The sequence below is a fragment of the Actinoplanes sp. NPDC051411 genome, assembly GCF_040682075.1.
Taxonomy (GTDB): Bacteria; Actinomycetota; Actinomycetes; order Mycobacteriales; family Micromonosporaceae; genus Actinoplanes.
In genome coordinates, this window is record NZ_JBFBAD010000066.1 from 19196 (window position 1) to 33922 (window position 14727).

The window sequence follows — 14727 nt, forward strand, 5'->3', positions numbered from 1 at the left end:
CGGTGGCGGCAGATGCCCGCGCTCCTCGGGCCGTCCAGCGGCACGGGCGGCTCACGCCGTACCTGTTTCTGCTGCCCTTCCGGGTTCTGTTCCTGGGTTTCGTGCTGATCCCGGCGGTCTTCGGGCTGTGGGTCAGCTTCCACGACTACGACTACCTGCTGCCCGGCAAGCCCTGGGTCGGCCTCCAGAACTACGTCGACCTGTTCACGCCGGGCAGCCGGGACAGCGCCGACTACTGGAAGAGCATGCTGGCCACCGGCATCTTCACGGTCGCGAGCGTGCCGCTGCTGATCGTCTGCCCGCTCGGCGTGGCCCTGCTGCTCAACCGGGCCTTCCGGGGACGCGCCTTCTTCCGGGCGGTGTTCTTCGCCCCGTACGTCCTCGGCGTCGCCGTGGTCGGCCTGCTGTTCCGCTTCGTGCTCGACCCCAACATCGGCGCGGTCAACTACTACCTCGGCCACGCGATCCCGTGGACCACCGAGGTGCCGTGGGCGTGGGTGTCGCTGGTCGGCATGACCGTCTGGTGGACGCTGGGCTTCAACGCCGTCATCTACCTGGCCGGGCTGCAGGACATCTCGCCCGAGCTGTACGAGGCGGCCCGCGTCGACGGCGCCTCCCGCTGGGACGAGTTCCGCACCGTGACCCTGCCCGGCCTGCGCCCGGTCATGGCGTTCGTGACGACCGTGACGATCCTCGCCTCGGCCAACATGTTCGGCCAGTCGTTCCTGCTCACCAAGGGCGCGTCGGCCAACGAGACCCGCACGGCGATCATGCTGGTCGCCCAGACCGGCTTCGGCAACAACCGCCAGGGCATGGCCGCCGCGATGAGCTACGTCCTCGCGCTGATCCTGATGGGCGTCAGCGTCCTCAACATCCGCCTGACGCAGCGACGGGAGGCGTGATGAAGCGCGTCTTCTTCTGGATCACCCTGGTCGTGCTCGCGCTGGTCTTCATCGCGCCGCTCGTGTGGATGCTGATCACCCCGTTCAAGACCAGCAACGACGCGACCGCGGTGCCGTTGTCGTGGCTGCCGCGCCCGTTCACGTCAAGCGCGTACTCCACGGTGCTCACGACGAACTCGGCGACACCGGTGCTGCGGTGGTTCCTCAACAGCCTGGCCGCGGCGGCCGCCAACGCGGTGCTCATCGTGGCTGTCGACGCCATGGCGGCGTACGCCCTCGCTAGGCTGCGATTTCGCGGCCGGAAGTTCGTCTTCGGCACCGTGATCGGCACGTTGTTCGTTCCGCCCTTCGTCTTCCTCATCCCGAACTTCCTGATCGTCAGCAAGCTCGGCTGGCTCGACTCGCTGTGGGCGCTGATCGTGCCGTCGGCCGGCGGCGCGTTCGGCGTCTTCTTCCTGCGCCAGTTCTTTTCCGCGCTGCCGGCCGAACTCGAGGAGGCGGCGCTCATCGAGGGCGCCAACCAGTGGCAGATCTTCACCCGGATCGTGCTGCCGCTGGCCCGCCCCGCCCTGGCCACGCTCACCGTGCTGTCGTTCCTGACCAACTGGAACGACTTCCTGTGGCCGGTCTACGTTCTGTTCAGCGCCGACCACCTGACCCTCCCGGCCGGGCTGGGCAACCTGCAGAACGCCGCCACCACCAACTATCCGATCGCGATGGCCGGTGCGGTGGTGGCCAGCGTGCCGGTGCTGATCCTGTTCGTCGCCGCCCAGCGGCACGTCATCCAGAGCGTCACGCACAGCGGAATCAAGGGGTGATCACGTGTTCCGTGTCCTGCTCCTCGCGTTGAACCTGCTCGTCAACCCGGTGTCGCACGGCTTCGCCGACACGTTCGCCGACCCGTCGCTGATCCGCGGCCAGGACGGCTACTGGTATGCCTACGCGACGTCCGATCCCTTGCGCTCCGGTTCGTCCTCACCGCACCACATCCCGATCGCGCGGTCCTCCGACCTGACCCACTGGTCGTATGTCGGTGACGCGTTCTCGTCCGGCACCTACTGGGCGCCCGACGTGCGCTACTTCGACGGCCACTACGTCATGTACTACGCGGCGGTGCCGGACTCCGGCGCCTATGAGATCGACGTGGCGACCGCTCCGGCCCCGGCCGGCCCGTGGACCGCGCAGCCGTCGCCGGTGGTCGCGCCCCGGCCAGGCGCAGGCGGCGGCTACCTGAGCACGATCGACCCGGCCGAGCTCACCGCCGCGGACGGCTCGCGGTACCTCTACTTCGGCAGTTACTACGGCGGCATATCGGTGGTTCCGCTGAGCGCGGACGGCTTGCGCTCCTCCGGTACGCCGACGATGGTCGCGCTCGACAACAAGTACGAGGGCGCGTACGTCGTCGGTCACGACGGCTACTACTACCTGTTCGCCTCGTCGGCCAACTGCTGCGCCGGGCCCGCAACCGGTTACGCGGTCTCGGCCGGGCGCTCGCGGTCGCCGCTCGGCCCGTTCACCGACGCGCACGGCGTGTCCCTGACGGCGTCGCGGGTCGGCGGCACGCCGGTGATCACGCAGAACGGCAACCGCTGGATCGGCACCGGCCACAACGCGGTGGTCACCGACCTGTCCGGCCAGGACTATCTGGTCTACCACGCGATCGACCGCAACCAGCCCTACCTGGACGCGCCCTACGGCATCAACCGGCGGCCGATGCTGCTCGACCGGCTCGACTGGATCGACGGCTGGCCGGTCGTCCGGGCCGGCGCCGGGGCCTCGGACACGCCGCAGCCGGCGCCGGTCACGACGGGCGCGGACACCGTCCAGCGGTCGGTGAACGGGACGGTGCTGCGCCCGCGGCCGGCCGGTGACGTACGGGTCGAGGTCGATCTGCGGGTGCCCGCGGGCTCGTCGCTGGGCCTGGTCGTCGGCTCGGCCCGGGTCTCGATCGACCGGGCGGCCGGGCAGCTGGTGGCCGTCTCGGGCCCGCACCGGGCGGTGGCCGCGCTGCCGGCCGGGCTGGACTTCGGCGACTGGCACAACCTGGCCGTCTCGGCGCGGGGCGGCATCCTGACCGCTTCACTGACCGAGGCGCGGCTGGGCGGGCCGCTCGCGACGGTGACGCTGCCGGTGCCGTCGTCCGGTCCGGTGGGATATGCCGGACGGGGAGAGGTCGCCCACTTCAGTGCGGAGCGGCTCTACCGGCCCGTCACTCGTGCGATACCACAACCCGCGGTCGGGCGTCCGGTGTGGTCGGACGAGTTCTCCACAAGTCACGGCTTGTCCACAGGCGCCCCCCACGATCTTCAAAAATCCGCGAGAATCGATAACGGGGGAGGGCCCCAGGGCCGCGGGACAGATCAACTGGGCGCGGGTCAACTGGGCGCGGGTCAACTGGGCGCGAGTCAACTGGGCGCGGGCTGGAGCTGGGTGCGGCCCGACGACGCCGTGACCGTCAGCGGCGGCAGCCTCAACTGGCCGGTGCAGAACGGCGACCTCAGCGGCCCGGCCAACACCGCGAGTGTGCTCCTGCGGACGGCCCCGCGCGGCGACTACACCGTCGAGACCCGGCTGACGCTCGACCTGGGCGTCGACGACGTGCGGAACTACCAGCAGGCCGGCCTGATCGCGTACGTGTCGGACGACGACTTCGCGCGGCTCGATCAAGTGGCGATCTGGAATACGCGGCAGATCGAGTTCGGGCGGGAGATCCCGTACGCCGGAGGCCTCGCCTATGGCGGCGTGACCGTCGGCACCCCCGCGACCACCACCTGGCTCCGTCTCGTCCATCGGATCGACCCGGTGACCGGGGAGCACCGGTTCCGCTCGGAATCCAGCACCGACGGGCGCACCTGGACGCTCGGCGGGGTGTGGACCTTCCCGGCCGGCGAGGTGCCGAAGATCGGGCTGGACGCGCACGGCGGGGCGACGCCCGCGGTGACCGCGCACTTCGACTACGTCCGCGTCTATCAGGCGTGACCCGTCCGCTTCTGGCGGCGGCCGTCGTGCTCGGCCTGGCCGCCGCCTGCTCACCCGCGGGAGACCCGGTGACCTTCACGAATCCGGTCTACGACAAGAACTTTCCCGACCCCGGCGTGCTGAAGGTGGGGGACACCTGGTTCGCCTACGGCACCAACGACGCGGTCGACAACGTGCCGCTGCTGACCTCGACCGATCTGGTGCACTGGACGCCGCGCAACGACGTGCTGCCCACGGTGGGCGCGTGGGCCACGGCCGGCAACACCTGGGCGCCCGAGGTGCTGAAGACGGACGCCGGGAAGTACGTCCTCTACTACACCGCCCGCTGGTCGAAGGCCGACCGCCAGTGTATCGGCACCGCGGTCGCCGACGACCCGCACGGCCCGTTCGAGCCGGCCCCGGAACCGCTGGTCTGCCAGGCCGACGAGGGCGGCTCGATCGACGCGAGCCCCTACCGGCACGACGACGGGCAGCTCTACCTCTACTGGAAGAACGACGGCAACCACATCGGCCGGCCGACCCACCTTTACGCCCAGCGCCTGTCACCCGACGGCCTCGCCGTGACCGGCGACCGCGTCCGCCTGCTGACGAACGACAAACCGTGGCAGGGCGCGGTCATCGAGGCCCCGGAGATGGTCCGGCACGACGGAAAGCTCTATCTCTTCTACTCGGCTGACGCCTTCGATTCCGACCGGTACGCCGTGGGCTACGCGACCTGCGACTCGCCCCTCGGCCCGTGCCACGACGCGCCGGAGAACCCGATACTCGAGTCGTCCGCCGGCGCGGCCGGACCCGGGCACTGCTATCCGGTCACGGTGCCGGACGGAAGCACCTGGCTGCTCTACCACGCCTGGCCGCCGGACGGCATCGGCAGCGTCGCCCCGGGCCGGCAGATGTGGCTCGACCGCCTTGACTGGGCCGGCGGCCGCCCGGTCGTGCACGGCCCGACCACCGGTCCCCAGCCCGCCCCGGCCACCGGCTAGTACGGTGACCGTATGTCCGACGCGCTCGCGGTGCTGCGGGAGGCCACACCGATGGCGGCGGAGCGGATCGTGTGGCCCGGAGGAGTGCTGCTCGACCTCGCGGCGTACTCACCTCTGCCGCCGCTGCCCCCGGAGCTTGTGACGTCGGTCCGTTGTCTCGTCCGCGTCGATGACCGGGTGGTGGTCTGCCACGCGCCGGACGGGCCGCACATCTGGCCGGGCGGCCGGCGCGAGGCGGGCGAGAGCTACCAGGCGACCGCTCGGCGTGAGGTCTACGAGGAGACCGGACGCACGATCGACGAGAATGCGCTTCGTCCGCTCGGCTTCCTGCACTACCGCTACGTCGAGGCCCAGCCCGCCGACCATCCCTATCCGCATCCCGACTTCCTGCAGATCGTCTACGCCACCCGGATCGGCGACCACGGCGATCCCGGCTGGATCGACCTCGACGGCCGGGAGCAGGGGCACCATCTGCATCGCCTGGACGACCTGGACGCCCTGTCGGTCTCCGCGCCGCAACGGGCCTTTCTCGACCTGCTCGTGTCCGGCGTCTGATCAGCGGCGCGGGGGTGCGGTGCTGGCGCGGATCACCAGCTCGGTCGGCAGCTCGGCGCGCCGGCCGGTCGACGCCGGGCCGGTGTTGAGCACGGTGCGGACGGCGAGCGCCGCCATCTCGGCGAGTGGCTGGCGGACCGTGGTCAGTGGCGGGGACATCCAGGCGGTGGTCGGGATGTCGTCGAAGCCGACCACGCTCAGGTCGTCCGGGATGCGCAGGCCGAGGCGGCGGGCGGCCTCGTAGACCCCCATCGCCTCCTGGTCGCACGCGGCGAAGATCGCGGTCGGTGGATCGGGCAGGCGGAGCATGGCGACGGCCGAGGCGTGGGCCGACTCGTACCGGAAGTCGCCCTCGGCGATCAGCGACGTGTCCATCGGCAGGCCGGCCCGGGACAGCGCGGCCCGGTAGCCGTCCAGCCGCTGATGGCTGCAGAGCGCCGAGAGCCGGCCGGTGATCGTGGCGATCCGGCGGTGGCCGAGGGCGATCAGGTGCTCGGTCGCGGCCATCGCCCCGGCCCGGTTGCCGGCGCCGATCGACGGCAGGTCGGCGACCGGGTCGGTCACCGGGTCGACCAGGACGATCGGGGCCTGCAGTTCGGCCAGCCGTTCGCGGTGCGACGGGGCGAGGTCGGCGGTCACCAGCACGACGCCGTCCGTACGGCTGCGGTCGACGCTGCTGAGCCAGCGTTCCACCGCCGCGTCGGTCGGGATCACCGAGACCGCGAGCCGGGTACGGGCGGCCAGGCTGGCCTCCTCGGCGCCCCGGATGATGGCGGTCGACCAGGGGCTGAGATCGTTGAAGATGAGGTCGATCAGCCCGACGCGGCGGGGTCGCGGCGGCCGGTGGGTGTAGCCGAGTTCCTTGAGCACGTTTTCGATGTGCCGGCGGGTCTTGGGCGCGACGTCGGGCCGCCCGTTGAGCACCTTCGAGACGGTCGGGGTCGAGACGTGCGCCGCCGCGGCGATCACGTCGAGTTTGATCCGGGTTGCCACGGCCCCTCCTCTACCGCGTGGGAGCGCTCCCGCGCGAGGTTGAACATAGTGCACGCGAGCTAGGACCCGGTGAACCGGTTAAGTAAATTTCTGGCCGCAGTTCCGTCGTTCGCCTTTCTCGGACCGGGAGAGCGGGGTCAGTGCTCAGACGGTGAACCGGATGAACGTCCACAGATGGGTCGTCACGCCCAGCTTCCAGCTGTTGTCCCAGGTGCAGTCCGGCTGATCGGATCGTCCGTAGGTGTGGCAGGCGATCTTGCCGTTCGGCAGCAGCATCGCCAGGTGCGAGTAGCTTCCGGCCTTCTTGTTGAAGTACGCGATCAGGTCGCCGGGCCGGAGCCGGTCGACCGCGGTGGCGTCGGCCGTCTTCTCGGCGGCCATCTCGGCGTACCGGGGATGGCCCTTCAGCCGGCCGGTCAGGAAATCCACCATCGTGGAGACCCGCACGATCCCGTACGGTGCGGTCGGCGGCGTCCCGAGCTGCTTCACCGTGAGCTTGAGGCCGCCGCTCGCCTCGCCGGGCCGCTGGCCGATGCAGCACGAGATGAAGTGCGTGCAGTCGTCGAGCTCGGCCCACAGGATCTGCGTTCCGTCCGGCAGCTCCGCGTGTTCGGTGCTCAACGGCGTACCGCCGGCGTCCAGGTCGTGGATGAACCGGGTGCCGGACGGCACCTGGCGGAACGCCTTCCCGGCGCCGGCGGTCGCGATGAAGTCGTCGTCGCATGCCCGCAGCCAGAACTTGCGCGCATAGGCCAGCGCGCCCGCCCGGTCGTAGGCGGCGCCGGCCACCGCCTTCAGCGCCGGGCCGACGATCTCGTCCCGGATGGCCTGCCACTCGGCGCTGAGCCCCGCGAAGTCCGGCTCGTCCCGGCTCAGCCGGGCCCCGCGGCGGTCCTGGTGGCGGTCGAAGAACACCAGATTGGTCAGCGTGCCCGCGTCGGTGGTGCCCTGCGCGATCCGGGTCCGCGTGTTCGCGCTGTCCACGGCCTTGCGGTAGGCGGCCCGGAGCTGGTCGAACAGGCCCTCGGCCTCCTGCGCCAGCGGGTCGGGCCCGGGCCGGTCGCCGGCCCCCGGCTCGAAGTCGGCCGCTTCCGAATCCCACGGGGCCTCGTCGTATTCCCACTCCGCCTCGCCGGCCTCGCCGGCCTCGCCGGCCTCGCCGGCCTCGCCGGCCTCGCCGGGCGGCAGCACCCGTACGGCGTCGTCCGGCAGACCGGCCGCTCGCAGGTCGACGAAGAACGCGTTCTCGGTCTGGTCCAGCCCGGCGACGTCGCCGACCCACCGCCACCGCTTACGCGCGGCCATGTCGGTCGTGTACTTGCGCCATTCCGCCGGGCTGGGATCCCGATGGAACTGCTGCCGGAAGTAGATCTTGGTGGAGGCGAACTCGCTGGCCAGCCCGATCCCCGGATTGGGCAGCCGCCCGGTCAGCGCGCGGGTGGCCAGCTCCCGGGCGGACGCCTTGACCGAGCTCCACGGCGCCCGCTGGATCTCCAGGTGCCGCCGCAGCTGACCGCGCGGGATGTCGGTGCCGGGATAGGTGCCACCGGTGCGGATGAACTGGTCTGGCGGCAGGTGCATGTGCCGGGCCGCGGCCTGCGCGCTGTGCAGCACCGGTTGCAGCGTCGTGGAGTACGCCCGGACGAAGCCGCTGAAGGTCTTGTACGCCTGGTGGGCGAAGAGCGCGTACCGGTTCAGCACGGCGTAGAGCACCGCCGCGTCGGCCGGGTCGTCGCGGCCGCCCGCCTCGTACACCATCAGCTTGGCCGTCCAGAGGAGGTCCTCGGCGGTGAAGCGGTAGGACATCGACTTCGCCGGGGTGCGCAGCACCAGCGTGCCCAGCGTCGAGGTGGGAAGATCGCCGCCGCCGCCACCACCGGCGGGCGGCGGGGTGCTCGGCGCCGACCCGGTGAGGCGGCTCCACGTGACCGGTCCCACGACCCCGTCGGCCGTCAGGCCGGCGCCGGACTGGAATCGCCGCACCGCGGCGGCCGTGCCGGGGCCGAAGTCGCCGTCCACGCTCACCGGATGGCCGGCGGCGGTGAGCGCGGCCTGCAGCCGGCGGACCTCCGCGCCCCGGCTGCCCGGCCGGAGGATCTCCTCCTCGGCTTCCGGCCGGCTGGCCGGATAGTCGAACGCAGCTTCCGGTCGCTCGGCCGGATAGTCGAACGCAGCTTCCGGTCGCTCGGCCGGATAGCCGAACTCAGCTCCCGGGTGGGTGGCCGGATAGCCGAACTCAGCTCCCGGGTGGGTGGCCGGATAGCCGAACTCAGCTCCCGGGTGGGTGGCCGGATAGCCGAACTCAGCTTCCGGTCGCTCGGCCGGATAGCAGAACTCAGCTTCCGGTCGCTCGGCCGGATAGCCGAACTCAGCCTCCGGCCGGCCGATCGAATAGTCGATCTCGGCTTCCGGGCGGGCGGCCGGGTCGTCGATCTCGGCGAACGGGCTGATCAGATCGCCTGCGGCGGACATGCGTCACCCCCGATGACCGTTGGCGGTGCCCGCCCCGGCGGGCACCGGGGTGAAATCCTGCCGAGGCAGCCCCGGCTGGCTTCCCGGCACCGGTACGCGCAAAGGCTGCCCGCTGCCGGCCGTGATCACGGTGCCGGTCGGGCGCTCCTTGATCCTTTCGCCGGTCGCCGACTGCCAGTTGTTGATGATGTTGACCATGTCGGTGGCCAGGTTGGTGCCAGCCCGGAACAGCGTCTCGGCCGATGCCTCCGTGTCGAACAGCCCGGCCTCGATGCCGCGCAGCACGGTGGCCGTCGGCTCCGCCAGGTCGAACAGTTCCCGGGCGTGCTGGGCCGGGCTCATGCCGACCCGCTGGGCGAGCGCGGCCAGCCGGTCCGCCGGGCTGCTCGCCTTGGCCTGCAGGTCGACCACGATCGAGGTGTCCGTGTCGAGGGTGAGGTGGAACCAGCTCAGCATGCTGACGTAGGCGAGTTCCTCGCGGGCCAGCGTGCCGCCCCGCCGCCGGTTGTTCAGCATGTCCTTGAGCGCGACCGCGAGCAGCGCGATGAAGCTGGCGTCGGCCGTGTTGGGCCCGCTGCTGTTCAGCCGGTTTTCCACGCCGAGCCAGATCTGCCGCAGGAACTCGGTCCACTTCGCGCGGAAGTCGTCGTTGATCGGCCCGGTGTGGGCCTTCCAGTCCGCCAGCGGGCCGGAGTTTGCCCAGGTCTGCGGCACCGGGTGGGGCAGGTCCAGGCCGAACATCCGCCAGTAGGCGTTGCGCCGGTTGGTCCGCTCGAACGGGCGTACCTCGCTGAGCACGCCGTTGATCGCGAACGGCGGCGGCTCGCGGAAGAACAGCTGCTCGGTGGCGCGGACCCAGGCGATGCTCTCCGGGGAGAGCACGCCCAGCGTCTCGCCGATCACCAGCCGCCGGATCACCTCGGCGAAGACCTCCAGGACACCGGTGCTCTCGATCAGGTAGGCGTAGATGAGGTGGTGCCAGAGGCGGGGCGGGCAGTTCAGCTCGGTCGGTCCGGGCTGGCCGCTCCACTGGAACGGGCCGTTCGTGGTCAGGCCGGAGGGGGCCAGGAACGGCGGCGCCGGCTGGGTGGGCAGGTCCAGGGCGTCGAGCACCGCGTCGTCCAGAAAGACCAGATTCTTGTCGGCCTTACGGCTGGGGAGCGGCGGGGTCCGCCGAGCGGTGGCCCACACCTCGTCCAGCCAATAGCTGAGCTGAACGGGGTGGACCCGGAACAGCGACCGGGGGCTGCCGGGCGGGTCCACCGGATAGAGGGTGGCGAGGCTGAAGAACATGGGACGCTCCCTTAGTCGATGATGACGCCCGGTACCGGGCCCTGGCAGTTTCCGATCGCGACCGGGACGCCGCCGCGCCGCTCCAGCACGACGATGGCGTCGATGGCCTGGTCGTCCGGGATCACCGTGAGCTTCACCCGGGTGCCGGCGACCAGGTTCTCCAGCTCCTCGATCCGGTTGTCGGCCGACCGCAGCCGGGCGAAGGTGCCGCCGCGCAGCTCGGTGAACCGCAGTCCGTCCCGATCGCGGTCGGCGACGGCCCGGAGCGTGAACCGGAAGTTGCGCCGGCCGACCACCTCACCGAGGAAGTTGTAGGCGAACAGCATCGTCAGTCGTTCGTTCTCGGCCGGTTCCCGCTCCGGCGGACCCGGCGGCGGAGTGGGCGTGGGTGTCGGCGTGGGCGCCGGCGGCGGTACGGCCCGGCCGGCCGGCCGGTTCGCCAGCTTCTCCACCGACTCGGTCAGCTTGATCAGTTGCCGGAGCAGGTCGTCACTGTTGTCGGCGCCGGGCGTGTTCGCGGTGACCCGCGTGCCGCTCCCGGCGGCGGCGGTTCTCGGCTTCGGATTCGTCATGCGCGTTCCTTTGCTCTGGCGCGGGTCAGGCGGCCCGGGCGCGGGTGGTCGTGCCCGGGTCGGCGCCGACGTCGGCGACCCAGGCCAGCAGGTGGTCGCGGTGCTCGCCCGCCCGGGCGGAGTCGGTCACCGCCCGGCTCGCCAGCAAGGCGAGGATGCGCAGCGGCTCGCGCCGCCGCAGGTAGGCCGAGGACAGCAGCGACGGCCCGGCCTGGCGGGCGAGGGCGCCGAGCGCCGCCGGGGACACCCGCCGGGGGTCGAGTACGGCGCAGAGCGGCCGGCCCTGGAACGCGGCCATCGGCTGCCGGGTGCAGACGTCGACGATGTCGTCCAGGGCGGCCAGGCTGGCGTTGGTGATCGCCCGGACCGCGGGTGCCGCGGCCTCGAGCGGATGCCGCTGCATCCACGCGGCGGCCACGTCATCCCACGGCCCGGCGCCGAACCAGCGGCGGCACAGCGCGACGTTGAACAGCACCCGGACGAACGGGAACGGGTGCGGATCACCGAGCTGCATCCGGTAGACGGCCGGCGTGCCGCCGTCGACCACGTTGATCAGCGCGGCGGTCGGCGCCCAGCCGGCCTGGGCGAACGCGTGGACGTCGGCGGCGACCTCGTGCGTCCAGCCCTGCCACACCGCGGTCAGCTCGGCCGAGCGCGGCGCGAGCCGTTCGCCGAGGGCCGCGGCGAGCTCGGTGTTCCAGCCGGTCAGGTGGGCCACCTGGTGGCCGGTCTCGTGCAGCAGCGCGGTCGGGTAGGACAGGTTGTGCCGGGTCAGCTTGATGGCGGCCGCCGGCGACGGGTGGCCGTGGTCCCAGAGCCGCACTCCGGCCTCGAGGATGGCGGCGCCGAGCCCGGTGTCGAGATAGACCAGGGCGAGCGGCACGTCGATGCCGGCCTGGTTCAGGATCGCGGCCATGCTGTCGCCGGCCAGCGTGTCGAAGCCGAGCAGCAGGGCCCGCAGCCGCGGGTTGGTCCGGCTGTTCACGGCGTCGCCGTAGAAGTCCAGGATGGTCTCCACCTGCAGATACCGGCCGCGCAGGCGGAGCACGCCGGAGCGGGCCCGGTCCGGGTCGGGCCCGCCGTCGTAGGCGCGCTGCAACGCCGCCGCCTCGGCGACCAGCTCGGCGACCATGCCGGCGAGCCGGGCGCGAACGTTGCGCTGCAGGTAATCCTCCAGCGCGGCCCACGCCTCGTGCGCGGCCACCGTGTCGAGATCGGCCAGTGCCTCGGCGGCGAGCCGCCAGTGCGCGATCTCGGCGCCGGTCTGGCTCTGCGCGATCTCGGCGCCGGTCTGGCTCTGCGCGATCTCGGCGCCGGTCTGGCTCTGCGCGATCTCGGCGCCGGTTTGACCGTGCGCGGCCGGTCCGCGCCGGCTGTCAGCCACGATGCAGTCCCGGGCGGATGGTCAGCGTCGGGCCGGCCGGCGCGGCCGTGCCGATCGCGGCCCGGTCGGGATAGGCGAAGGCGAACGTCAGCGTGATCCCGGCGGCGGGGTCCTTGGCGGCCCGGGACAGGGTCGCGGCCGCCGCGGGCAGTTGCGCGGACACCGCGCCGACGATCGCGTCGGCCAGCTGACCGGAGAGCTTGCGCCCGCCGCCGGCGGCCTGCGGCATGCCGTGCTTGGTGAGCAGGCGTTCCAGGCGCTCGCCGAGCCGCTGCTGCGCGGCCGGGCCGACGATGGCGCGTACGGTCGAGACGACCTGGACCATCTGCTGCTGGTCGAGGTGACCGGCGAGCAGGTGCGCCTCGCGCTCGCCGATCCGCAGATGCACCCGCAGGACCGGTTGCGGCGAGGTCAGGTCGAGCGCCAGGCCGAAGAGCCGGTGCCGGCGCAGCGGGCGCCCGCCGACCCGCAGCCGGTAGTACCGGCGCCCACCGTGGCCGCGCCGGCCGGTGTATGCCAGGCGCGGATTGTGCGCGAGAGCGGTCGCGGCCGGCGCGGTCAGCTCCTCGAACTCCCGGGCCGCCACCGGCAGGTCCGCGAGGTCGCCCACCTCGTACGCCGCCAGGTGTCCCGGACCCGCACCGTCCAGCAGCTCGTAGATCTCCATCTCGGCGGTCACCGGCCAGCCGGCCACGCCGGCGTCGAGCAGCCGGCGTTCGAGCGTGTCGCCGCCCGCCATCACGACCGAGCGCGCGATCGGACGGCTGATCCGGACCGGGACGACCCGGCTGTACTGCTTGAACCGGTAGCAGGGCCGGCCGGCCCGCGGCATCATCACCCAAACCCCGTGCTCGCCCTCGGACTCGCCCTCCACCACCTCGGGGCGCAGCGCCGCGGCGGGCAGGTGCCGGGCGGCCGCCGCCGCGAAGGCCTCCTGGATCTCGGCCTCCAGCAGCAGCTCGTCGCCGAGCAGCGCGGGCGGCAGTTCCAGCACCTCGGAGATGGTGTCCTCGGTCGTGGCGACCAGGGCCTCGGCGCCCAGCGTCGCGGTTCCCGCCGCCTCGGCCTCGAGACCGAGCAGGCCCAGGCCGGCGCTGGCGATGTGCCGGGACAGGAACTTCGCCGGCTCGGGTCCTGCCATTCCCTTGAGCAGCACCGCGATCCGGTCGCCGACGAAGTTCACGATCTTCTCCCGGCCGATGATCCCGATCGCCATCTTGATCAGCGGCTTGGCCGCCATCACCACCGGGATGAACTGCTCCAGCTGCGCGGTCAGCGGCTGCTCCGGCGCCGCCTCGGCGAGGCGGCCGGCCAGGCGGGCGCGGGCGGCGTCCAGGTCGTGCAGCGCCTGCGGGCCGCCGCTCTCCTCGCGGGCCTCCTGGTCCGCCTCGGCCAGGCTCTGCTCGATCGCCGCCTCGTTCCCGGTCAGCACGACCTCGGCGAGCCGTCGGTCGAACTCGCCGGCGAGGTCGTTCTCGGCCTCGCCCAGAGACCCGCCGAAACGGGCGGCCAGCTTGGTGGCCAGCGGGCGGAACTGCGCGGGCAGCTTGCCGATCGCCTGGCTGAGCACCCGCTGCAGCAGCGGCCGCACCAGCCGGCGCAGGATGTCGAAGAGCTTGCCGAGCGGTAGCAGCCGGCCGAGCGCCTGGAACCCTTTGGTGGCGAGCTTCTTCACGCCGCTCGCCAACGAGGTGGCCTTCTTGAGCAGCGACTTGAAGAACTGCTCCTGCGCGGCCAGCGGGCCCTCCGGACCGGTCTCGTCCAGCGGCAGGCCGGCCACCGCCTCGCACTCGCCGTCGCGCAGCGAGTCCACCGGCCGGTCGGCGAAGTGCTCCGCCAGCCGGCCGAGCATCCGGTCGGCCTCGGCCGCCACCGAGCCCATCCACTGCTCGGTCTCGTCGGTGGCCAGCGCCGGCGCGCCGGACTCCGCCGACCAGGTGCCGATCGAGCGCAGGTGCCGCCCCGCCGCCTCGTCGGCGAGCGCGCGGACCGACTCCTCGAACTCCTCGTCGTCGAGCTCGGCGAAGAGCGCGTCGGCCGCCTCGCGGTCGAGCTCACCACGGTCCAGGCTGATCGATTCCGCGAACGGGGTCAGCAGCGTGGCACCGGTCGGCGGTGCGCCCGGCTCCCGGCTGTCCGTTGCGCCGTTCGCCCGCGCGGGGTAGAGGTCGGTGGGCGCGAACGGCGAGGCGATGCTGGTCATGTGCTGCTCCGTTCTGAACTCGGCGGTGCTCCTGGCGAACGCCGCCGGATCGTCTCGATCAGCCGGAGCGGGGACAGCTCGCCCAGCTCCGTCCGGTGAATGCGCAGTTCCCACAGCTGGGCGCGGCGCCCGTCGTCCCGCACCGAGACGACCTTGATCAACTCGTACGGTGCCAAAAGGCTCCCGCCGGCCTCGGCGCCGAGGTCACACACGACGTCGGCCGCGGCACCGAACGGCTCCGGCACCGCGCCCGGATCGGCCGCGACGCCCACGATCCGCAGATCGGCAGAGTTCTGGATGACGTCGACGACCACATCGCGCAGAACTCCCGGCGCGCCGATCACGAGAATGCGGATCTGATCCACGAGATCCCGCTCCCCAGAAGGAATTC

The 14727-nt window shown here is 72.0% G+C and carries 12 protein-coding genes; 5 read left to right on the forward strand and 7 right to left on the reverse strand.

The genetic code is table 11. The features are described 5' to 3' along the window. Nucleotides 1-2 precede the first annotated feature (2 nt). The 5 genes from AB0M88_RS31470 to AB0M88_RS31490 are packed head-to-tail and all read left to right on the forward strand — an operon-like array spanning nucleotide 3 to nucleotide 5419. On the forward strand, nucleotides 3-902 hold the full coding sequence (locus tag AB0M88_RS31470) for a sugar ABC transporter permease (protein ID WP_364108703.1): 900 nt from the start codon (nucleotides 3-5) through the stop codon (nucleotides 900-902). Continuing rightward, complete coding sequence (locus AB0M88_RS31475) at nucleotides 902-1720, forward strand: carbohydrate ABC transporter permease (RefSeq protein WP_364108705.1); 819 nt, start codon at nucleotides 902-904, stop codon at nucleotides 1718-1720. The genes AB0M88_RS31470 and AB0M88_RS31475 overlap by 1 nt, the downstream gene beginning before the upstream one ends. A gap of 4 nt (nucleotides 1721-1724) precedes the next feature. Further along, nucleotides 1725-3881, forward strand: a complete 2157-nt coding sequence (locus AB0M88_RS31480) for a family 43 glycosylhydrolase (RefSeq protein ID WP_364108707.1) — start codon at nucleotides 1725-1727, stop codon at nucleotides 3879-3881. Next, the gene (locus AB0M88_RS31485; RefSeq protein ID WP_364108709.1) at nucleotides 3878-4864 is read left to right on the forward strand and encodes a glycoside hydrolase family 43 protein; all 987 of its coding nucleotides are present in this window, start codon (nucleotides 3878-3880) and stop codon (nucleotides 4862-4864) included. Before AB0M88_RS31480 ends, AB0M88_RS31485 begins: the two co-directional genes overlap by 4 nt. A gap of 12 nt (nucleotides 4865-4876) precedes the next feature. Further along, a complete protein-coding gene (locus AB0M88_RS31490) occupies nucleotides 4877-5419 on the forward strand; it encodes an NUDIX hydrolase (RefSeq protein ID WP_364108711.1) in 543 nt (180 codons plus the stop codon). Here AB0M88_RS31490 and AB0M88_RS31495 read toward each other — a convergent pair whose 3' ends face one another. From AB0M88_RS31495 to AB0M88_RS31525, 7 genes are all read right to left on the reverse strand, one after another. Beyond that, a complete protein-coding gene (locus tag AB0M88_RS31495; RefSeq protein ID WP_364108713.1) occupies nucleotides 5420-6412 on the reverse strand; it encodes a LacI family DNA-binding transcriptional regulator in 993 nt (330 codons plus the stop codon). Nucleotides 6413-6556: 144 nt separating this feature from the next. Continuing rightward, on the reverse strand, nucleotides 6557-8884 hold the full coding sequence (locus AB0M88_RS31500) for a peptidoglycan-binding protein (RefSeq protein WP_364108716.1): 2328 nt from the start codon (nucleotides 8882-8884) through the stop codon (nucleotides 6557-6559). Nucleotides 8885-8887: 3 nt separating this feature from the next. Then, nucleotides 8888-10177 (reverse strand): hypothetical protein, encoded by a 1290-nt coding sequence (locus AB0M88_RS31505; RefSeq protein ID WP_364108719.1) that lies wholly within the window; start codon nucleotides 10175-10177, stop codon nucleotides 8888-8890. Nucleotides 10178-10188: 11 nt separating this feature from the next. Next, on the reverse strand, nucleotides 10189-10749 hold the full coding sequence (locus AB0M88_RS31510) for a hypothetical protein (RefSeq protein WP_364108721.1): 561 nt from the start codon (nucleotides 10747-10749) through the stop codon (nucleotides 10189-10191). A gap of 25 nt (nucleotides 10750-10774) precedes the next feature. Next, the gene (locus AB0M88_RS31515; protein WP_364108723.1) at nucleotides 10775-12133 is read right to left on the reverse strand and encodes a hypothetical protein; all 1359 of its coding nucleotides are present in this window, start codon (nucleotides 12131-12133) and stop codon (nucleotides 10775-10777) included. Next, entirely contained in the window at nucleotides 12126-14336 is a 2211-nt protein-coding gene (locus AB0M88_RS31520) for a hypothetical protein (RefSeq protein WP_364108725.1), read from the reverse strand. Before AB0M88_RS31520 ends, AB0M88_RS31515 begins: the two co-directional genes overlap by 8 nt. After that, on the reverse strand, nucleotides 14333-14701 hold the full coding sequence (locus AB0M88_RS31525) for a hypothetical protein (RefSeq protein WP_364108727.1): 369 nt from the start codon (nucleotides 14699-14701) through the stop codon (nucleotides 14333-14335). The genes AB0M88_RS31520 and AB0M88_RS31525 overlap by 4 nt, the downstream gene beginning before the upstream one ends. Nucleotides 14702-14727: the final 26 nt, after the last annotated feature.

What these genes read in the sequence shown, in the direction of transcription:
- AB0M88_RS31520 (WP_364108725.1), bottom strand. Translation starts at nt 14,336, where the DNA reads ATGACCAGCATCGCCTCGCCGTTCGCGCCCACCGACCTCTACCCCGCG.
- AB0M88_RS31510 (WP_364108721.1), bottom strand. Translation starts at nt 10,749, where the DNA reads ATGACGAATCCGAAGCCGAGAACCGCCGCCGCCGGGAGCGGCACGCGG.
- AB0M88_RS31500 (WP_364108716.1), bottom strand. Translation starts at nt 8,884, where the DNA reads ATGTCCGCCGCAGGCGATCTGATCAGCCCGTTCGCCGAGATCGACGAC.
- AB0M88_RS31490 (WP_364108711.1), top strand. Translation starts at nt 4,877, where the DNA reads ATGTCCGACGCGCTCGCGGTGCTGCGGGAGGCCACACCGATGGCGGCG.
- AB0M88_RS31505 (WP_364108719.1), bottom strand. Translation starts at nt 10,177, where the DNA reads ATGTTCTTCAGCCTCGCCACCCTCTATCCGGTGGACCCGCCCGGCAGC.
- AB0M88_RS31475 (WP_364108705.1), top strand. Translation starts at nt 902, where the DNA reads ATGAAGCGCGTCTTCTTCTGGATCACCCTGGTCGTGCTCGCGCTGGTC.